At 42.4% G+C, this 21298-nt stretch carries 21 protein-coding genes; 2 read left to right on the forward strand and 19 right to left on the reverse strand.

The window, feature by feature from the left end; genetic code table 11:
• The 5 genes from prpF to JIG41_RS09440 all read right to left on the reverse strand — a co-directional run bounded on the left by prpF (position 1) and on the right by JIG41_RS09440 (position 6694).
• On the reverse strand, positions 1-1170 hold the full coding sequence (prpF, locus tag JIG41_RS09420) for a 2-methylaconitate cis-trans isomerase PrpF (RefSeq protein ID WP_199524611.1): 1170 nt from the start codon (positions 1168-1170) through the stop codon (positions 1-3).
• Positions 1171-1172: 2 nt separating this feature from the next.
• Positions 1173-3764: a Fe/S-dependent 2-methylisocitrate dehydratase AcnD gene (acnD, locus tag JIG41_RS09425; RefSeq protein WP_199524612.1), complete on the reverse strand. Its 2592-nt coding sequence runs from the start codon at positions 3762-3764 to the stop codon at positions 1173-1175.
• A gap of 116 nt (positions 3765-3880) precedes the next feature.
• On the reverse strand, positions 3881-5005 hold the full coding sequence (gene prpC / locus JIG41_RS09430) for a 2-methylcitrate synthase (RefSeq protein ID WP_118844358.1): 1125 nt from the start codon (positions 5003-5005) through the stop codon (positions 3881-3883).
• Positions 5006-5029: 24 nt separating this feature from the next.
• Positions 5030-5905: a methylisocitrate lyase gene (gene prpB / locus JIG41_RS09435; RefSeq protein WP_199524613.1), complete on the reverse strand. Its 876-nt coding sequence runs from the start codon at positions 5903-5905 to the stop codon at positions 5030-5032.
• Positions 5906-5992: 87 nt separating this feature from the next.
• Entirely contained in the window at positions 5993-6694 is a 702-nt protein-coding gene (locus tag JIG41_RS09440) for a GntR family transcriptional regulator (protein WP_036968009.1), read from the reverse strand.
• Positions 6695-6975: 281 nt separating this feature from the next.
• Between JIG41_RS09440 and rsmF the strand changes: the two genes are divergently transcribed.
• Together rsmF and JIG41_RS09450 are read left to right on the forward strand one after the other, a co-directional pair.
• Complete coding sequence (rsmF, locus tag JIG41_RS09445) at positions 6976-8415, forward strand: 16S rRNA (cytosine(1407)-C(5))-methyltransferase RsmF (RefSeq protein ID WP_180310881.1); 1440 nt, start codon at positions 6976-6978, stop codon at positions 8413-8415.
• Between the two features lie 310 nt (positions 8416-8725).
• A complete protein-coding gene (locus JIG41_RS09450; protein WP_199524614.1) occupies positions 8726-9541 on the forward strand; it encodes a polysaccharide deacetylase family protein in 816 nt (271 codons plus the stop codon).
• On the opposite strand, the gene JIG41_RS09455 is transcribed toward JIG41_RS09450, so the two are convergent.
• The 14 genes from JIG41_RS09455 to yceD all read right to left on the reverse strand — a co-directional run bounded on the left by JIG41_RS09455 (position 9538) and on the right by yceD (position 21239).
• Complete coding sequence (locus JIG41_RS09455) at positions 9538-11391, reverse strand: alkaline phosphatase D family protein (RefSeq protein WP_199524615.1); 1854 nt, start codon at positions 11389-11391, stop codon at positions 9538-9540. The two genes, JIG41_RS09450 and JIG41_RS09455, sit on opposite strands and share 4 nt — an antisense overlap.
• A gap of 2 nt (positions 11392-11393) precedes the next feature.
• On the reverse strand, positions 11394-12173 hold the full coding sequence (locus JIG41_RS09460; RefSeq protein ID WP_199524616.1) for a TatD family hydrolase: 780 nt from the start codon (positions 12171-12173) through the stop codon (positions 11394-11396).
• Positions 12174-12185: 12 nt separating this feature from the next.
• Positions 12186-12512: a PilZ domain-containing protein gene (locus JIG41_RS09465; RefSeq protein ID WP_036967997.1), complete on the reverse strand. Its 327-nt coding sequence runs from the start codon at positions 12510-12512 to the stop codon at positions 12186-12188.
• An 8-nt stretch (positions 12513-12520) separates the two neighbouring features.
• On the reverse strand, positions 12521-13414 hold the full coding sequence (locus JIG41_RS09470) for a DNA polymerase III subunit (RefSeq protein WP_199524617.1): 894 nt from the start codon (positions 13412-13414) through the stop codon (positions 12521-12523).
• Between the two features lies 1 nt (position 13415).
• Positions 13416-14042 (reverse strand): dTMP kinase, encoded by a 627-nt coding sequence (gene tmk, locus JIG41_RS09475; RefSeq protein WP_036967991.1) that lies wholly within the window; start codon positions 14040-14042, stop codon positions 13416-13418.
• A gap of 15 nt (positions 14043-14057) precedes the next feature.
• On the reverse strand, positions 14058-15038 hold the full coding sequence (mltG, locus tag JIG41_RS09480) for an endolytic transglycosylase MltG (RefSeq protein WP_199524618.1): 981 nt from the start codon (positions 15036-15038) through the stop codon (positions 14058-14060).
• Entirely contained in the window at positions 15035-15847 is an 813-nt protein-coding gene (gene pabC, locus JIG41_RS09485) for an aminodeoxychorismate lyase (RefSeq protein ID WP_199524619.1), read from the reverse strand. Before pabC ends, mltG begins: the two co-directional genes overlap by 4 nt.
• Before the next feature lie 59 nt (positions 15848-15906).
• Entirely contained in the window at positions 15907-17145 is a 1239-nt protein-coding gene (fabF, locus tag JIG41_RS09490; RefSeq protein ID WP_036967982.1) for a beta-ketoacyl-ACP synthase II, read from the reverse strand.
• 117 nt (positions 17146-17262) lie between these two features.
• Positions 17263-17499, reverse strand: a complete 237-nt coding sequence (gene acpP, locus JIG41_RS09495; RefSeq protein ID WP_016707440.1) for an acyl carrier protein — start codon at positions 17497-17499, stop codon at positions 17263-17265.
• Between the two features lie 238 nt (positions 17500-17737).
• On the reverse strand, positions 17738-18484 hold the full coding sequence (gene fabG, locus JIG41_RS09500; protein ID WP_036967976.1) for a 3-oxoacyl-ACP reductase FabG: 747 nt from the start codon (positions 18482-18484) through the stop codon (positions 17738-17740).
• Between the two features lie 11 nt (positions 18485-18495).
• On the reverse strand, positions 18496-19422 hold the full coding sequence (fabD, locus tag JIG41_RS09505) for an ACP S-malonyltransferase (RefSeq protein ID WP_065978485.1): 927 nt from the start codon (positions 19420-19422) through the stop codon (positions 18496-18498).
• 71 nt (positions 19423-19493) lie between these two features.
• On the reverse strand, positions 19494-20522 hold the full coding sequence (plsX, locus tag JIG41_RS09510) for a phosphate acyltransferase PlsX (protein ID WP_036967971.1): 1029 nt from the start codon (positions 20520-20522) through the stop codon (positions 19494-19496).
• An 11-nt stretch (positions 20523-20533) separates the two neighbouring features.
• Entirely contained in the window at positions 20534-20704 is a 171-nt protein-coding gene (rpmF, locus tag JIG41_RS09515; RefSeq protein WP_036967969.1) for a 50S ribosomal protein L32, read from the reverse strand.
• Between the two features lie 10 nt (positions 20705-20714).
• Positions 20715-21239, reverse strand: a complete 525-nt coding sequence (gene yceD / locus JIG41_RS09520) for a 23S rRNA accumulation protein YceD (protein WP_036967966.1) — start codon at positions 21237-21239, stop codon at positions 20715-20717.
• Between the last annotated feature and the right edge of the window lie 59 nt (positions 21240-21298).

Raw genomic sequence — 21298 nt, forward strand, 5'->3', positions numbered from 1 at the left:
TTATTCGGGCACTCTTACCCACCCTTCCATGAGTACTCGCGCACTGCGGCTCATACTGGCTTTTGTTACTTGCCAATCTTCACCAACTCGTTCTGCTGCGGCTCCCACTTTTAACGTACCCGATGGGTGCCCAAAATTTACTTCATGGCGCTGTCCGCCACCTGCAGCTTGATTTACTAAGGTGCCGGGTATCGCAGCTGCAGTGCCAATAGCAACCGCTGCCGTGCCCATCATGGCATGATGCAGTTTACCCATCGACATAGCACGAACGAGTAAATCAATACTGTCGGCTGTTACTTCTTTTCCACTGGATGCATGGTAGCTTTTAGCGGGTGCAACCCACGCAACTTTGGGTGTATGCTGGCGTGATTTAGCTTCCTCTACGTGCTGAATTAAACCCATTTTTAGCGCACCATAGGCACGAATTGTTTCTAGCTTTTCAAGGACTGAAGCATCACTATTGATAGCATCTTGAAGCTCAGTACCGTCATAACCGATTTCACTGGCATTAATAAATACAGTAGGAATACCCGCATTAATCATAGTCGCAGATAGCACCCCAACGCCCGGAACGTCGAGTTCATCAACGAGATTACCCGTTGGGAATAACGCGCCTTCACCATCAGCCGGATCCATAAACTCAAGCTTTACCTCGGCTGCAGGGAATGTCACACCATCTAGTTCAAAATCACCTGTTTCTTGAACTTCACCATGGGTAATGGGGACATGTACAATGATGGTTTTACTAATATTTACTTGCCAAACTTTAACTTCTACAACGCCGTTATCTGGAATCTTGCTGGCATCAACCAAGCCATTACTCACCGCAAATGCGCCCACTGCAGAGGTTAAGTTACCGCAGTTACCACTCCAATCAACGAATGCCTTATCGATAGCAACTTGACCAAAAAGATAATCAACATCGTGATCGTCCTTGCAGCTCTTCGATAAAATAACGGTTTTACTGGTGCTTGATGTAGCTCCCCCCATACCATCCGTTTGTTTACCGTATGGATCTGGGCTACCAATAACACGCAGAAGTAAATTATCTCGTGCTTCACCTGCCTCTTGGGCAGGTTCAGGTAAATCAGTTAAATTAAAGAACACCCCTTTACTGGTGCCGCCACGCATATAAGTAGCAGGCACTTTAATTTGTGGTTTAAAGGCCATAATTAATGCTCCTCAGACTCTAAAAAGTCTTGAGCAAAGCGCTGAAGTACACCACCAGCTGAGTATATTGATACTTCTTCGGCTGTGTCTAAGCGACAGGTCATCGGTACTTCAACCACCTCACCACTTGTGCGTGTAATGAGCAGAGTTAATGTCGCACCAGGTGTTGGCTCGCCTTTAACGCTAAAGGTCTCACTACCATCAATGCCTAATGTAGTTCGTGTTGTGCCCGCTTTAAATTCAAGTGGTAACACACCCATACCAATAAGGTTTGTGCGGTGAATTCGCTCAAAGCCTTCTGCAGCAATAACTTGTACACCAGCAAGACGAACTCCTTTTGCAGCCCAGTCACGTGATGAACCTTGACCATAATCAGCACCCGCCACAATGATGAGTGGTTGTTTACGCGCCATGTAGGTTTCGATAGCCTCCCACATACGGGTCACTTTACCTTCAGGCTCAATACGAGCATAAGAACCTTGCTTTATTTCACCATTTTCTTTAACCATTTCGTTCAATAGTTTAGGGTTTGCAAACGTTGCACGTTGAGCAGTTAAGTGATCCCCTCGATGAGTGGCATACGAGTTAAAGTCTTCTTCGGGTAAGCCCATTTTAGCAAGGTACTCACCCGCAGCACTTGATGCTAAGATTGCATTCGAGGGTGATAAGTGATCAGTCGTAATATTGTCACCTAATACAGCTAATGCACGCATATCAGTTAAACTACGCTCACCAGCCAATGCACCTTCCCAATATGGCGGGCGACGAATATAAGTGCTTTGCGGACGCCATTGATAAAGTGGGTCGTTATCTTCACCATAATCAACACTTAAATCAAACATAGGCTCGTAAACCTTTCTAAATTGTTCAGGTTTAACGCTTTGTTTAATCACTGCATCAATTTCTTCATCTGATGGCCATAGATCCATTAAGCGGATTTCGTTGCCGTGTGAATCGATTCCCAATACGTCTTTTTCGATGTCAAAACGAATAGTACCTGCAATGGCATAAGCAACCACTAAGGGAGGTGACGCAAGGAATGCTTGTTTGGCATAAGGGTGAATACGACCATCGAAGTTACGGTTACCCGACAACACAGCAGTTGCGTATAAGTCACGGTCAATAATTTCTTGTTGAATTTTAGGATCAAGCGCGCCACTCATCCCATTACAGGTTGTGCATGCAAATGCCACAATGCCAAAGCCTAACTTTTCAAGCTCTGGTAATAAATTGGCTTCTTCAAGGTATGATTTAACCGCTTTAGAACCCGGTGCTAAAGAGGTTTTAACCCACGGTTTACGTGATAAACCTTTCGCGTTCGCATTGCGCGCAAGTAAACCAGCAGCAATCACGTTACGCGGATTACTGGTATTAGTACAGCTCGTAATTGCTGCGATAATACATGCACCATCAGGCATTAAGCCTGCTTCATTTTCAACAACCCCTGTGATCCCTGCTTTAGCAAGGTCATTGGTTGCAACACGACGGTGTGGATTAGATGGGCCCGCAATATTACGGCCAACGGATGATAAATCGAACGTTAAAACACGTTCATATTCAGCCGTTTTTAAACTATCGCTCCACAAGCCAGTTTCTTTTGCATAGGTTTCCACCAGCTTAACTTGCTCTTCTTCGCGGCCGGTTAGACGCAAGTAATCAAGTGTGTTGTCGTCAATATAGAACATAGCTGCTGTGGCACCAAATTCAGGTGTCATGTTTGAAATCGTTGCACGGTCACCTAACGTCAGTGCATCAGCCCCTTCACCATAAAACTCAAGGTAAGTTGAAACAACTTTCTCGTTACGTAAAAACTCCGTGATCGCAAGTACGATATCGGTTGCAGTAATGCCTGGTTGTGGTTTACCGGTAAGTTCAACACCAACAATATCAGGTAAGCGCATGTACGAAGCACGGCCAAGCATGACGCTTTCAGCTTCAAGCCCGCCCACGCCCACAGCAATAACGCCTAATGCATCAACCATAGGAGTATGGCTGTCTGTGCCGACTAAGGTATCTGGAAATGCAACGCCATCACGTTTTTGAATAACAGGCGACATTTTCTCTAAGTTGATTTGGTGCATGATGCCGTTACCCGGTGGAATAACATCAATGTTCTTAAATGCCGTTTTTGTCCAGTTTATAAAGTGAAAGCGATCATCGTTACGACGATCTTCAATGGCGCGATTTTTTTCAAACGCATCGGGTTCAAAACCTGCGTGTTCTACTGCTAATGAATGGTCAACGATTAATTGAGTAGGTACCACTGGGTTTACTTTCGCAGGATCGCCGCCTTTCGCGGCAATTGCATCGCGTAAACCGGCTAAATCAACCAGCGCTGTTTGGCCTAAAATGTCATGACACACGACACGTGCAGGAAACCACGGAAAATCTAGGTCACGTTTACGTTCAATTAATTGCGAAAGTGCATCGTTTAACATTTCAGGTTCACAGCGGCGAACTAAGTTTTCAGCTAATACGCGTGATGTGTAAGGAAGTGTGGCGTAGCTGCCTGGCTTAATAGCATCAACAGCAGCGCGAGTATCAAAATAATCAACGCCGGTGCCTGCTAATGGTTTTCTATATTCTGTATTCATGATGACTCTACTTGTACTTGGTGACGATGAAGGAAGTTGGGCTTGTTTTTAGTGTTTTTATGCCCTTTTATAAAAGGGCGGCTTAGCCGCCCCTGTCATTGGTTTGATTGGTGTTATTAACGCTCAGTAATTGGCGTATAGCTTCGTGCTTCTGGGCCCGTGTAATCAGCGCTTGGGCGGATAATACGGTTATTAGCACGCTGCTCTTTAACATGAGCAGTCCAACCTGTTACACGGCTCATCACGAAAATAGGCGTGAACAACTTCGTTGGAATGTCCATGAAGTGATACGCTGATGCATGGAAGAAATCAGCGTTACAGAACAATTTTTTCTCGCGCCACATAACTTCTTCACAACGAACAGATACCGGGTATAACACAGTATCACCCACTTCTGCTGCCAGTTTTTCAGACCATTTTTTGATGATCACGTTACGTGGGTCAGACTCGCGGTAAATGGCATGACCAAAACCCATAATCTTATCTTTGCGCTCAAGCATGCCCATTAATGCTTCTTCAGCTTGATCGGCGCTCGTAAAGCTTTCAATCATATCCATCGCAGCTTCGTTCGCTCCGCCATGTAGTGGACCACGCAAACTACCAATTGCACCTGTCACACATGAATGAATATCAGACAAAGTTGAAGCACACACACGCGCTGTGAATGTCGATGCATTAAACTCGTGCTCTGCGTATAGAATGAGCGAAACATTCATTACTTGCTCAAATAATGCCGATGGCGCTTTGTCATGTAATAAATGTAAGAAATGTGCGCCAACCGAATCATCATCTGTTTCAGTATTAATACGTACACCGTCATGACTAAAACGGTACCAGTAACAAATAATGCTTGGGAATACAGCGACCATGCGGTCGATTGCATCATTTGCTTCACTAAAATCTTGCTCCATTTCTAGGTTACCTAGCATAGAGCAACCCGTACGCATAACATCCATTGGGTGTGCATCTTTAGGAATGTTTTCTAGTACTGTTTTTAGTGCGTCTGGTAAACCGCGAAGTGTTTTTAATTTAGCTTTATATTCAGTAAGCTCTGCGGTTGTTGGTAATTCACCGCGCGATAGTAAAAAAGAGACTTCTTCAAACTGGGCTTTATCAGCCAGTTCACTAATATCATAACCACAATACGTTAAACCAGAGCCTGACTTACCTACTGTACACAGAGCTGTTTCACCTGCTACTTGACCACGTAAACCTGCGCCGCCTAATGCTTTATCTACCATGAGTGTTCTCCTTCAATGTTGTCGTTATGATTTTTTAGCTGTGAAAAGGTTATCAAGTGTATTTTCATATGAGTGATAGTCTAAAAACTCATATAACTCAGCACGTGTTTGCATATTATCGATTTGGCTTTGTTGTGAGCCTTCGTTAAGAATAGATGCATACACGTTAAGTGCTGCTTTGTTCATGGCTCTGAATGCACTTAATGGGTAAAGCACCATTTCAACACCCACTTCACTTAACTGCTCTTTGGTATAAATCGGTGTTTGACCAAATTCTGTGATATTCGCAAGGATTGGCACATTTAACGCTTTCGCAAACGCTTGATAATCGGCTAAATCATGAACTGCTTCAGCAAAGATTGCGTCAGCGCCCGCTTCAACACAGGCTGCTGCACGGTCGATAGCTGCATTTAGGCCTTCTTTTTGGAATGCATCAGTACGCGCCATAATGTAAAAATCGCTATCCGTTTTTGCATCAACCGCGGCTTTAATACGGTCAACCATTTCATCTTTAGAAACGATTTCTTTATTTGGACGATGACCACAGCGCTTTTGTGCTACTTGGTCTTCAATATGAAAACCCGCCGCGCCCGCTTTCGTCATTTCTTTAACTGTACGCGCAATGTTAAATGCCCCGCCCCAGCCTGTATCGGCATCAACAAGAAGCGGTAAGTCGGTAGCGCTGGTAATTCGACGAATATCTTCAAGTACGTTGTCTAGGCTGGTCATGCCTAAATCTGGCATGCCGTATGATGCATTAGCCACACCAGCGCCTGAGAGGTATAACGCTTGGTGGCCTGTTTTTTCAGCCATCATGGCACAATACGCATTGACAGTGCCGACCACTTGCAGTGGCTTATTGTTGGCTATCGCCTGTTTGAACTTTAATCCTGCTGACATTGGATAACTCCTATCTTTGAACGGTCACAGCTCTTTGGCTGTGTCTAATTTTTAAAATTAATCTGTGACGGTTTGACGACAACTCGGCTATTTTTTTGCCGCGTGTAAATCAAACTTAGTCTGTATATTGGCCTGAGATGCGCTTATATGGCGCTTCATTAGCATTTCAGCTAACTCCCCATCATGATTTTCAATGGCATTAATAATTGCAAGATGCTCATCAAAAGCCTTTGATACGCGAGGCCCCGCCATGCCCATTTGTACACGGTACATACGGATTAACTGATACAACTCATTACATAAAAGATGAATTAAGTGTGCGTTTTTAGAGCCTTTGATTATGCGATAATGAAAATCAAGGTCACCCGCTTCTTGGTAGTAAGATTCACCTTCTTTGACACGTTGTGTTTGCAAGTGTTGATTAAGTAACTGCTTTAAACCTTGCACTTCTTGTGGCTCCATATTGTCGGCAGCTAAACGACACGCAAGACCTTCAAGCGCACTACGAACCTGATACACTTCAATAAGTCGCTCAGCAGTCAGTGCCACAACACGACAACCCACGTTTGCTTTACGTTCAACTAAGTAGCAACTTTCTAAACGATTAAGTGCTTCACGTAATGTAGCGCGACTAACGCCATAACGCTTCGCAAGTTCAGGCTCAGAAATTTTACTACCCTGTTCAATAGTGCCTTGAACTATTTCACGGCGCATGTCGACAAACACCTGGTCTGACGCTGTCGTTATCGTGATATCGTTATAGTTATCGTTGGCTTTTTGCTCTGTCATAGTCACTTCTTTAAACGTGCTGAATTTAGATTATCGACAATTAATAACGTCACTATGCGCGCTATCGTATAAACTGTCAACCTTCAGACCATGAAAACAGGCTAAAAAAACAGCTAAATGTCGACATAAAGTGATATCTTTTGAAAATATTGACCATAAACAGTGTTTATAGGGGTGAAGTGTCGACAGTTTAGTCATACGTGTAAAACTATAAAAAAGTCCCCCGTACACATCAAAAATGATATGATCAGCACATTATCACGTGACTTGAGAGCCCTTTCGTGGACGCTAATACATTTATTCCCGATTCATTTATTGATGATGTAAAAAGCTACCTTCCTGCACATTTATCCCTAGACGATTTTATTGCTGCCTGTAGGCGCCCGCTCAGACGCTCTGTACGCGTTAATACATTAAAGATGTCTGTTGAAGAGTTTCAGCGCCAATGCGCACGCAAAGGCTGGGAGTTAACGGCCATTCCGTGGTGCGAAGAAGGGTTTTGGTTAACGCGACCAAGCGAAGAGGAATCCGCTCTTGCCATAGGCAATACTGACTTGCATTTAAGTGGCGCTATGTATGTACAAGAAGCAAGCTCAATGCTCCCCCCGGTTGCACTTAGAACAGAAGTACAGCACAGCGATGCGGTACTTGATATGGCGTCGGCGCCGGGTTCTAAAACATCACAAATTGCCGCCATGATGAATAATCAAGGGGTTTTAGTCGCGAATGAATTGTCGTCATCACGCTTAAAAGTACTGGCTGCCACACTTAAACGCATGGGCGTGGGTAACTGTGCGCTGTCACATTTTGATGGTGTGATCTTTGGTGATTACATGTATGAATGCTTTGATAGCATTTTACTCGACGCACCGTGTTCTGGTGAAGGCACCGTTCGTAAAGATGCAGACGCCCTTAAAAATTGGTCCATTGAATCTAACATCGATATTGCAGCGGTTCAAAAAGCACTCATTAAAAGTGCGTTTTATGCATTGAAGCCTGGCGGTACACTCGTTTATTCAACCTGTACCCTAACCCCACTTGAAAACCAGCATGTTTGTCAGTATTTATTAGACACATTTCCTAACTGTGTTGAAGTACAGCCACTTGATTGTTTATTCGAAGGGGCAAATAAGGCGACAACCCCTGAGGGCTACTTACACGTATGGCCACAAACATACGATAGCGAAGGCTTCTTTATCGCAAAATTCAAAAAAGTAGCTTCAGTTGATAACCCGAATCAAAAAGTCAAAAAAGGGGCATTTCCATTTACGGCGTTTGATAAAAAACAAAGCCAAGCATTTATGCAAACAATTAAAAAACAGTTCGGTCTAAAATCACTGCCAGGCAGCTTAATGCAGCGTGACAAAGAACTTTGGCTATTTCCTGAATCCTTTAATGCACTTCAAGATAAAATCAAATATTCCCGCTTAGGAATCCAAATTGGTGTGATCCACAAAGGGGGTGTGCGCTTAACGCATGAGTTTGCCACAGTATTTGGCCAATATTGCGATAAAAACACTTATGAAATGACAGCTTCTCAAGCAAATGATTACTTCAATGGTAAAGATATCCGTCTTGAGAAACCGGTTCAAGACAATGGTGAAGTTGTGTTATTGCTGTGTGGCTGTCCCGTGGGTTTAGGTAAATGGCAAAAAAATAAAATTAAAAACTCTTTACCACGCGATCTCGTGCAAAATACCCAGTTGATAACATGGGTATAACATGCGAATAAACGCTGTATAAACACGGTTCTACTTTGGGTAAACAAAGGTAACAACTTGATTTTAAACCAGTATAAAATTTGTACATTTATAGTGCAATTTTCATCTCATTAACTACACTTAAAAGTACTTTCTACTTCTCCCTACTGAATTTAGAAGGTGTTTTTTTAAAGTTAGCGCAGGCTCGCAAGAGCCACCCCCTAAGCCCAGAACAATGCGGATTCGTTCTGGGCGTTTTTTATTCAAAAGTCGCATAGCCAAACATAATCCTTTTTGATTTCATTAATAAAATAACTAAAAAGGATCCTCCATGTTAAAACCGCTGTGTGTATTACTTCCCGTTTTTATTAGCTTCCAAAGTATTGCAAAAAACAGCCAATACGAAGGCTTTAGCTATCCTAATAAGGCAAAGAACGCCATTAGTATTTCCTTTGATGATGCCAGACACAGTCAGGTAGACACAGGGTTAGCACTATTAGACAAGTATCAGGTTAAGGCCACCTTTTATGTCTCCCCTTTTAATGTCAAAGAACGCGTTGAAAAATGGCAAATGGCAGTAAAGTCTGGGCATGAGATAGCGAACCACACTACCAGCCATTTATGCACCGGCAATTTTGAGTGGTTGCGTAAACAGGGGGTTTCTCTTGAGCAAATTACGCTCAAAGGCATAGAACAAGATATTCTAAAAGCGCAAGACTATATCAAGCATACGTTGGGCATTGAAGCAACCTCGTTCGCATATCCGTGTGGAAACACATTTGTAGGGCGTGGTGCTAACACAAAAAGTTATGTGCCTGTTATTGCCAAGCACTTCGAAACAGGTCGAACTTGGCTAGATGAAACCGCCAACAACCCTAATTTTACCGATTTTACTCAGCTTACTAGCTTAGCGATTGATGGCCTTACCTTTGAACAAATAAAAACCATGCTTGAGCAGCACCGTACAAATAACAGCTGGATTATTCTTGCGGGGCATGAGGTGGGTAAAAGCAGTCAGTACACCACAGACAGCGAAGCACTTGAGAAGCTTATCGTGTATTTACAAAACCCAGACAATGGTTTTTGGCTTGATACCGTGAGTAACGTGGCTAAATATGTAAAAGCTAACCGACAAGAAATTGATTAATGATCATTTAAATCAAATTCAGTAATTTGGTTATCAGCGTGAATAAGCTCATACTTTGCAAGCAACCCGTCATTAAGTTCAATCAAGCTGATAGCCGCATTACTTACAAGGTATTTTTGCCCGTCGCCTTTAGTTTGATGTTTATCAACTTCCATCTGCCAGCGCTTAGTAAAAAAGTTAAGGGGACTTTTCGGGGCATATAAAATTGAATCAAGCTTATCGAGTACGTTAATAAGTTTTCGCGGGAACTCATTTTTAATACCACTGGCCGTTAATTGCCAAATACGGTTTTTATGTTTCCCAAAGCGCTTTTGAACAGAAAAACAAAATGAATAATGGACATCGCCAGAAAGAATTAATGTTTCTTTCGGTGTATCTTCACGCCGAAATGTATCGAGTAACTTTTTAGCAGAGCCTTCGTGAGCCATCCAGTTTTCAACATCAACTAATAAAGGCTGACCACAAAAATTAAACATAGCCTGAATCGCTTCTATTGATTTCACCCCAAATACGGGCGCTGGAGAAACGATAATAACCTTATCATGCGAAAGTAAGCTTTCTTCAAGTTCGGTTAAGCGTTCCCAGTCGAGTAAACCTGAAGGCTCATTAAAGTTTTGCTCATTACGCCAGCGATGGGTGCGCGTATCAAGCACCACCACTTTAGGAATGGTATTGAGCTCGTAATGCCAATAATTAAAATTGAGGATCAGCTTATCGAACTCTTTGAACTGCCATGTTTGGCCGTCAAAGCTTTTTGTGAAAGCAGATAACAAAGACAGCGTTTTTTCACCCGCATCATTACCAATCCCTTGCATTAACCAATAACTTATTAAACCGTTATTAACGATTCGTCGGCTGACTGGGTGTTGATAGATAGCGTGCTCCCACCCTGCCGTTAAATTCCAGTCATCTGTGACATCATGGTCGTCAAACATCATCAGGGTTGATACATTAGCAAACAACCGCTGTGTTTTATTCAACCCATCCGCAAAGCCAAGGAGTGCATCCTTTTCAAGCTGAAATTGCGTGGCGTGTTTAGGCGGCAGTGTTGGGCAATCTGCCTGTGCAAAATCAATTAGCTGCCACGAAACAGCACTAAAGTTAAGTATATAAAGTGCAATGAACTCTTGAAAATGTACTAAATGATTTTCAGCTTTTAAACTAGAAAAATGAGGCTCATCTTTTTTAAGCCAATAACCGACTCCCCATTTGCTGCGATTTTGCCAAGGCACTTTAGGTAAATAAAGATGGCGACTATAAAGCTGTTCGCTAAAACAAGCGGGTAAATTGAGCTTAAGCGGCGGCTCTTTAAAGATCCCAAACAGCGTTATGATTTTTTCTATCGCCAGTAACATCGGCCCTGCAACATCATCTGCGTATACTTGATCACCCGATAACAAAAGTAAATCAGCACCCGCGTTTAGCGATTGTCGCTGCTCATTTTGCCACGTGTCGGCTGCCACCAAACTATCTTTAGCAGGATGATGGGGGTTACGGCACGAACCATGTAAGATTTTATCGAGTCTATTAGGAATTACAAATGCAGGAAAATCGGCACGTTCGTAGCAAAATGCAGATAAATCGAGGCTTTTATCACGATCATGAAGTGAATAATAGATCAGTGAATCAACCCCAAATGGCTGTGAGGTTGGTAAAACAATGACATAGTGAAGAAAGAGAGCCTCGCCTAATTGAATGACCTCATGCTGACAGGTAGATTCAAGGCCCTCAAACTCAATTCTATAATCACTATTTCGGGTTGTTACAAACTGAAAACAAACTTGATGAGGATCTGCACGGCGTACCATAGGCCCCATAATAAGTTGAGGTAAATTTGATACGCCGGTCATTGTTAAGCCCTTTTTGCTTGCTTAAACAGTGAATAGAAATTATCTGTCGTTGCGTTAGACAATTCGTTAAAAGTAAGCCCTTTTAACTCAGCAATATAATACGCAACGTCTTCTACATATGCGGGTTGGTTTGTTTTTCCACGGTATGGCACAGGGGCTAAATAAGGCGAATCTGTTTCGATTAAGAGCCGATCTAATGGGATTTTCTTCACAACGTCTTTTAGTTCAACGGCATTTTTAAATGTGACAATACCTGAAATCGAAATATAAAAGCCCATATCAATCGCTTTCTTAGCCATATCCCAATCTTCAGTGAAACAATGCAGTACACCACCACATTTTTCAGCATTATGAGCGCGCATCAGGTTAATTGTGTCCTCACGCGCATCTCGAGTGTGAATGATAAGGGGTTTGTTAAGCTCATTAGCAACGTCTATATGCCCAACGAAGCTCTCTTGCTGAACGATATGCGTTTCTTTTGAGTAATAATAATCAAGACCGGTTTCACCAATTGCAACGACTTTATCGTGAGTAGCAAGGTTGATCAGTTGGTGTTTATCAAGTGCATCTTTTTGATCAAGAGGGTGTACGCCACACGAAGCGGATACATCTGGATAATCTTTAATTTTTTCAAGCATGCTTGGAAACTGCTCCAAAGTCACACTAACACATAAAAAGTGTTCGACTTGCTTTGCACGTGCGTTTTCAAGTACTTGGTCTAAATTAAGGTTGAGTTTGTCGAAGTCAAGACGGTCTAAATGACAATGAGAATCTACAATCATGGTACTACTTTTTTACATGGTATACGTCGGATTGTCAGAGTTTAACATAGTACCCAGCAGTTTTTCGATCTTGGCATTTAAATTGGTTTTATCGTCGATAAAGCTTATACCAATACCTGGCGGATTCGAGCTTTGTGCACCTTGTGGGGTTATCCAAGCAACCTTCCCAGTAATTACGTCATCTTCTAAAGCATCTGGTAATGTCACTTTTAAAGCCAATGAATGCCCCATTTCAAACCGCATATTAGTACGTACAAACAAACCACCATTTTTTATGAAAGGCATGTAACAGCGATATAATTCTTCTAAATCTTCGATATCTACTAATAATTCTTGCACAATATGTCCTAATTATGGCTTTCACGTAAAGAAAACGCTAGTTTCGAAATGGCCAGCGGCATATTCAAACCAAGCACATGTGAGCTGTTATAAATAAACTCAGAAATTGCAGATTGCGCTTTTTGATAGCTGAAAAAATCCATTCCCAATACTAATTGCGTTTTTAGATGCTCAGTTAAAAACAAAGTAAAGACATTAACCAAACTTGTATCTTTATTCAGTATGTCGACTAACGCACTGAAATTATGGCTGTCTTTTATCTCAGTTGCAAATTTATAGAGTGTATCAATAGACTCTAATTGCTGTTCATTTTGCCATTGTTCTACAAGGAGTGGTTGTTGCGAAAACAAACCTAACCAAGAATAATTAGGAATATCTAGGGAGGCTAACCATTGTGTCGTAGTTTCTATATTAACTTTCACTTCGTGCACCGCACAACGACTGAGTATGGTCGCAGGTAATTGCGCGATTTGTTCACAGGTTAATAATAGGTAGCGGCGTAAACTTGGCTCTTCAAGCGTTTTTAATAGCGCATTTGCAGCGGCTGTGGTCATTTTATGGCACTGCTCAAGTACAACCACCTTATTACCGTTTTGAGCAGCTGAATGGTTGATAAAATCGGTAATATCACGAATTTCATCAACACCGATCGTTTGCCCGTCTACTTTAACCACCCTTTTATCGGGATGCGTGCCTGCTTGATTTAACAAACAACTTTTACAATGACCACAGGCAACCAAACTATTGGCTGAGGCACATAACAAACCATCAGCTAGCTGCTCTACTAAGCGCTGCTTGCCAACCCCTTTATCACCATTAAACAATTGCGCATGGTGAAAACGATGCTGAGAATAGCTCTGTGCTAACTGTTGTTGTAAGGGTTCAAGCCAAGGCAGTGGCATATTATTTTAAACTCTCAAAAAAGGTATCAAGTACCGTGGTGATGGCAGCATGCACTTCAGGCATCGCTTTATTTGCGTCAACAGTTTGAATACTGGGATCATGTTCAGCAAGTGCCAAATAACGCTCACGTGTACGTTCAAAAAAGCCGAGCGCTTCTTGTTCAATTCGATCAAGTTCTCCGCGTCCCTTCGCACGTGCAAGGCCCACAGCAGGGTCAATATCTAAATATATTGTTAAGTCTGGCTTTAAGCCTTTTAAAACCATATCAGCCAAAAAAGAGAGTTTTGATTGCTCAATACCACGACCACCCCCTTGGTAGGCTTGCGATGAGAGATCATGACGGTCTCCCAGTACCCAAGTCCCTTTATCGATTGCAGGTTTAATAACATTCGCAACAAGTTGAGACCGTGCAGCGTACATTATAAGCAATTCTGTCTCACCCGTTATTTGCTCTTCATGAGCCTGTTTTACAATGTGACGTAGTGCTTCCGCCACAGGGGTACCACCTGGCTCACGTACATTAATAAATTCAACCTGCTTGTGCTGTAGGTAAGCTTGGCACACGGCGATTGCCGTTGATTTTCCAGCCCCTTCAAGACCTTCAATCACTATAAATTTCGCTGTCATATGACTCTATTCTGGTTATTTGTTTAATTGGTACTGCTGCACAGCACGATTATGCTCTTTCAATGTTTTTGAAAATTGATGGCTCCCATCGCCTTTCGCCACAAAATAAACATACTCTGACTCAGGCGGATTCACCGCTGCAAGTAATGCCGCTCGCGATGGCATGGCAATCGGCGTTGGCGGCAGCCCTTTAATTTTATACGTATTATACGGTGTGTAAGTGGTTAAATCTTTACGTTTAATATCACCATCAAAGTCGGCTCCGATGCCGTAAATTACCGTTGGGTCTGTTTGTAAGCGCATATTGCTCTTTAACCGATTCGTAAAAACAGCCGATATTAAGGGCCTTTCACTTGCAAGCCCTGTTTCTTTCTCGATAATTGAGGCAAGTATCAGTGCCTCATACGGTGAGTTCAAGATTAAATCGTGTGCTCTATTTTGCCACGCATTATCGAGCTCTGTTTGCATTTTAGAGTAGGCACGCTTTAATACACTGCTGGCCGTGTCTTCACTGTGATAGTGGTACGTATCAGGGAATAACCAACCTTCTAAATTTTCATCTTTATTGCTAATTTGCTTTGCTAAATTTTCTTCATCAAGGTCTTGCTTTAAATGAGTTTGCTTAGCAATGTTGGTAATTACTTCTCTCAGTGGTTGCCCTTCAATAATAGTAAAACTAAAGCTGACTTGAGCGCCTTGATTAATGCGGCGAATATTATCGATTACAGAGGTAGAATCAAGCTCATACAAGCCTGCTTTTAAATCCGTTAAGGTCGGGTCTAACTTTGCAAGCACCTGAAATTTAAAACAACTGTCAAGCCATTGCTTACTTTGCCACTGTTGGCATAATTGATTAAATCCTGTTCCGCGGTCCACTTTAAACAGTGTGGTGTTAGTAACATTTAATGGCATACTCAATGCTGCTTGAAGTTGTTGATAGCCAATACCACAACATAGCAATGCTAATAAAAGCACGCTAACAATGACTTTTATCACACATTCTCCTTGGCAAACTGGGTCGCTAATAATGCTTTACTTCGAGTAATGTCAAACTGTGTATCCGTAATGGCTGCAACAGGCACAACACCCATTAAGCTATTACACATAAAAACCGCATCCATCGCTAATAACTCTTCTACGCTAATTTGTTTAAACTCAATTGCTAACTTAGCACATAACGATTTTAGGTAAACCCCAGTAATCCCACAGTTATTTAATTGTGGCGAAAAAATCTGTTCATTTTTTATCGCAAATAAATTAGCAGCAGAGCTTTCTATTACATTGTCATTAATATCAAGCACTACAACATCGTCGCAATTAAGTGTGTTCATTTGATTTTTAATGAGCACTTGCTCGAGGCGGTTTAAGGTTTTTAAACCGGCAAGCACAGGCTGATGTGCAAGTTTAATACTGCTTATAGCGAGTGAAACCCCCTGCTCTTGCCATGTTTTATAATGTGCAACAGCAGGTAATACCGTGATAAGAACTTGAATCGAAGGCGCTTCAGGTAAGCCGTAACCTCGGCCGCCACTGCCGCGGGTAATAACAATTTTTAAAATGCCTGATTGCATATCGCCTATGGCCTGAAGCGAGGCATTTTCTATTGCCATGACATCTAAAGTTGGGAATGCTAAGCGCACTGCACATTCTATTAAACGGGCTTTATGCAATGGCCAGTGCTCTATACTGGCATTATTAATGCGAGCCGTCGTGAAGAAGCCATCACCATAGTTAAGACCACGATCTTGAAAGCTGACCATGGTGTGGTCGTTGGTTATAATTATTGTTTGTTTAAATATACTCATATAAAAAAGCCCAGTTAAACAACTGGGCTCTTCTTAATTTAGTCCGTTGTTACCGGCAATTATACCTTTTTAAATAGCAACGAGCCATTAGTACCACCAAAACCAAACGAATTACACAGTGCATAATCCAATTTAGCGTCACGTGCCGTGTGCGGTACATAGTCTAAATCACACCCTTCATCAGGATTATCAAGGTTAATTGTTGGGCTTACTTTTTGGTCTTGTAAAGACAAAATAGTAATAATAGACTCAACAGAGCCCGCTGCACCTAACAAATGACCCATCATTGATTTAGACGAACTAACCATCACATCTTTTGCTGCATCACCAAAAATTGATTTAACAGCCGATGTTTCAGCTTTATCACCTGCATGCGTTGAAGTACCATGCGCGTTAATGTAGCCCACTTGGTCAGCATTTACTTGTGCATCTTTCAACGCATTTTCCATAGCAAGTGCTGCCCCAGCGCCATCTTCTGGCGGTGAGGTCATGTGGTAAGCATCACCACTCATACCAAAACCTACAAGCTCTGCATAAATGTTTGCACCACGTGCTTTTGCATGCTCATACTCTTCCAGTACGATAACACCTGCACCATCGGCCAGAACAAAACCATCGCGGTCTTTATCCCACGGACGAGATGCGGCTTGTGGATCATCATTACGTGTTGATAATGCACGAGCTGCATTAAATCCGCCCATACCAATTGGCGTAGATGCTTTTTCAGCACCACCCGCAACCATCGCATCAGCATCACCGTATGCAATCATACGCGCTGCATGACCAATGTTATGCAAACCTGTTGTACAGGCCGTAACAATTGAGATATTAGGACCACGTAGCCCATGCATGATCGATAAGTGACCCGAAATCATGTTAATGATGGTCGACGGTACGTAGAACGGAGAAAGCTTACGCGGACCACTGTTTAATAGTTTTACGTGGTTTTCTTCGATTAACGTTAAACCACCGATGCCCGAACCCACTGCGACGCCAACGCGTGTCGCGTTTTCGTCAGTGATTTCTAAGCCAGAATCTTGTAGTGCTTGTACACCCGCTGCAATGCCATATTGGATAAACAAATCCATTTTTTTTGCATCTTTCGGTGACATGTAAGCTGATGCATCAAAGTCATTCAGCAAACCTGCGAATTTGGTGCCGAAACTTGAGGTATCGAAATGCGTGATAGTTTGAATACCACTTTTACCGTTTAACAAACCTTGCCAAGTAGATTCAACATCATTACCTAGCGGTGTCAACATTCCTAAGCCAGTTACGACGACTCGACGTTTAGCCACGGGTTGCCTCCAATAAGGAAATTATTTTAGGTGGGGTGTATACCAAAATATTCAGTATCATTCTTTAGATAGACTAAGGGCAGCCTAAAGCTGCCCTTAAAATCAAAATGCGATTGATTACTCAGCGTGAGCTGTAACGTAATCGATTGCAGCTTGAACTGTAGTGATCTTTTCAGCTTCTTCGTCTGGGATCTCAGTGTCGAACTCTTCTTCAAGAGCCATTACTAGTTCTACAGTATCAAGTGAATCAGCACCTAAGTCGTCAACGAAAGAAGCTTCATGTTTTACTTCTTCTTCTTTAACACCTAGTTGCTCGATAATAATTTTCTTTACGCGTTCTTGGATGTCGCTCATTCTTCTTTCCTTTATTAAATACGCCAATGCGTTATTTTCAGATTGCGGCGTAGTTTACGCCGCATAATTCTGTGATTCAAGGATTTGCTGATAATTACTTATCTGGTCAAACCTCTTGATTGGTATTTGTTCATTTATCGCTTATTTTCATAGCGAATTCAAGTATGTTTAAAGCAAGATCACAAAAAATTCAACATTTTTCGATAATCTTTTGTTAGCACTTTGGTGCTAACATTCATTAAACCATGTACATCGCGCCATTTACGTGCAATGTTTCACCCGATACATACGCAGCTGCGTCAGATGCTAAATAACACACTGCGGCTGCAATTTCTTCAGGCTGACCTAAACGACCCGCTGGCACATTTGCTAGCGTGGCTGCTTTTTGCTCATCTGTCAGCTCATCAGTCATGTCTGTTTGGATAAATCCAGGCGCTACAACGTTAACCGTGATACCACGAGACGCCACTTCGCGTGCAAGTGATTTAGTAAAACCAATCACACCTGCTTTTGCTGCAGCATAGTTTGCTTGACCCGCATTACCCATCGTGCCTACAACTGAACCAATGTTGATGATACGGCCATTTTTCTTTTTCATCATAGGACGTAAAACAGCCTTAGATAAACGGAAAACAGAGCTTAAGTTGGTGTCAATAATGTCATCCCACTCGCCGTCTTTCATTCGCATAAGTAAATTATCGCGCGTAATACCCGCATTATTTACTAATACATCAATATCACCTAAATCAGCTTTGATCGCAGCAAGTGTTGCTTCAATCGACTCTGGATCAGTCACGTTTAACGCATAACCTTTACCATTATCGCCTAAGTACTCACTGATTTTTGCAGCACCTGATTCGCTTGTCGCTGTGCCCGCAACTTTTGCACCTTGTGCCACTAAGGTATTCGCAATCGCTTTACCTATACCGCGGCTAGCACCTGTGATAAGGACAACTTTGCCCTCAAGAGAAAATAAATTTGTCATTCTATTCCTACTTATTTCGCTTCATCAATCGTAGCTTGCGTGTTTACCGCTGCGCATACCATTGCTTTATCAATACGTTTAGCCAGACCCGTTAATACTTTGCCTGGGCCAAATTCATAGCTTTGTGTAATGCCTTGCGCTACAAGGGCCTGTACAGTTTCAGTCCAGCGTACTGGGCTGTATAGTTGACGTACTAGCGCATCTTTAATTGCTTCACTTGATTGCTCTGCTTTAACGTCAACATTATTAATTACACCACACTTAGGTGTATTAAATGTTAAAGCGGCTAAATCAGCGGCTAATTTTTCTGCCGCAGGTTTCATTAACTCACAGTGTGAAGGCACGCTTACAGCAAGCGGTAAGGCACGTTTTGCACCTGCTTCTTTACACGCTTCTGATGCGCGCTCTACCGCGGCCTTGTGGCCTGCAATAACAACTTGACCAGGTGAATTATAATTAACTGGTGAAACCACTTCGCCATTAGCCGATGCTTCACATGCGGCTTTAATTTCATCATCACCTAAACCGATAATAGCTGCCATAGAACCGGTACCCGCTGGTACTGCTTCTTGCATATATAAACCACGGTTTTCAACAAGCTTGACGGCTTCGCTTAAACTAACAACGCCTGCACAAACAAGCGCTGAATACTCGCCTAAACTGTGGCCAGCCATAACAACGTCTGCATCAGGGTTTGCTGCTAACCATTGGCGATAAATTGCCACACTGGCAGTTAACAAGGCCGGTTGTGTACGATGGGTTTGATTTAATTCTTCTTCTGGACCATTAAGTACAAGTGCAGCTAGATCATAGCCAAGCGCGTCTGATGCTTCTGCAAATGTTGCTTTAACAATATCAGAATCGGCTAAAAGTTCAGATACCATGCCCACAGTTTGTGAGCCTTGACCTGGAAATACGAGTGCAATTTTATGTGCCATACTTTGCTCTTATCATTAAACAAAAAAATAATTCTTTTGTAGGCAGCATAACAAGTTTTTTAAATGCTGCACTACTTTATTGTTGGATGTGTTTGCTCAAAAATCGCAGCGATTTTTTCAGGGAGTTGGCGTTCGACTTCCCGCACGGCTTCATCTATAGCAGCATGGAACGCCTTTGCAGAGGCATTACCATGGCTTTTAACAACAATACCGCGCAATCCTACCAGACTTGCGCCATTATACTGGTCGGGGTTCACCCGCTTGTAGAGCTTTTTTATCACTGGACGCAATAAAAACGCCAAACATTTGTATAAAAAATGTTTGTGTAAGGCTTTCGTTAATTTATGCATGATAAGTTTGGCAATCCCTTCACAGGTTTTTAATGCCACATTACCTACGAATCCTTCGCACACAATCACATCGGCTTTGCCACTGAAAATATCGCTACCTTCACTGTAACCTGTGTAGTTGAGATATTTACATTGCTGCATTAGTTGTGCAGCTTGCTTTATTCCCTCATGCCCTTTGATGTCTTCAGAGCCAATATTTAATAAACTAACGCGAGGATTATCACAGCCAAGCGCTTGTCCTGCGACCACAGAGCCCATAATGCCAAACTGATAAAGTGTTTGCGCATCGCAATGCACATTGGCCCCTAAATCTAATAGATAAACGGGATCTTTTCGCTCAGTAGGGACGGCTGAAATAAGGGCTGGTCGTTTTACACCCGGCAGCATCTTTAATACATAATGCGCCATAAAAAATAACGCGCCAGTATTACCCGAGCTTACACAGGCTTGCGCTTCACCCGATTTAACTAAATCAAGGGCAACTCGCATTGAGGAATCTTTTTTTGAACGAACAGCTGAAGCGGGTTCACACGCATTAGTAACAACTTCACTACAATGACGAATGATTAATCGCGGATGAGAAAGCGAATCAAGCGCTTCAAGTTCTTTAAGAATAACTTGCTGATTACCACATAAGATCAGTCTTAAGTTGGTATTAGCATTTACCGCTCTTACGGCGGCGGGGATAGATGAACGGGGGCCGTAATCGCCCCCCATCATATCTAACGCTATGGTTAGATTGGTCAGCATATAGCAATCTCTTAGTTAGAAATTACTTTAACGCCTTTATAGTAACCGTCAGCAGTTACGTGGTGACGACGGTGAGTCTCACCAGAAACTTGGTCTACAGTTAAAGTTGGACCACTGATCGCATCGTGTGAACGGCGCATGCCGCGTCTTGCACGAGACTTTTTGCTTTTTTGTACAGCCATTAGTCTTCTCCTAAGAATCTTTCTTAAGTTGTTTCAAAATATCAAATGGATTTGGTTTGTCATCTTTTGCTGATAATTTACCAAAGCTTGTAGGCTCTGATGAATAACTGCACGAGGCTTCGTTGTGTGTAGGCACTATAGGAATTGCCAAAATCAGTTCGTCTTCGATTAACTCAAACACGTTGATTTCGCCATTTTCGTCCAGTTCTACTTCATCGTAACCTTCAGGAAGATGATCTGACTCTGCATCCAAACCGACTGGCGAATACACAAAGTCTTGATCCAAATCCAACCCTAATTCACCATTGCAGCGTTGACAAGTTACGGTTACATGTACTGATAAATTACCACTTATCACTACTAAACCCTGGTCATCAATTTTGCAATGAATCTTTACCGCTATTTCACCTGCTTCTTCCTGCACAACTTGCTCTAAACGAGAAAGTTTTTCAAGCGGTACAATACCGTCATACGTTAAACGATGTTGTGCTGCTTTGCTGGGATGAAGAGTGATGGGAATTTTCACCTTTTGCATAGGGGCTGCATCATATAGATAGTTAGTTGGTTAGTCAAAGTAAAAAACCAATTTTAGTC

The organism is Pseudoalteromonas sp. bablab_jr011 (assembly GCF_016464045.1).
GTDB classification, from domain to species: Bacteria; Pseudomonadota; Gammaproteobacteria; order Enterobacterales; family Alteromonadaceae; genus Pseudoalteromonas; species Pseudoalteromonas lipolytica.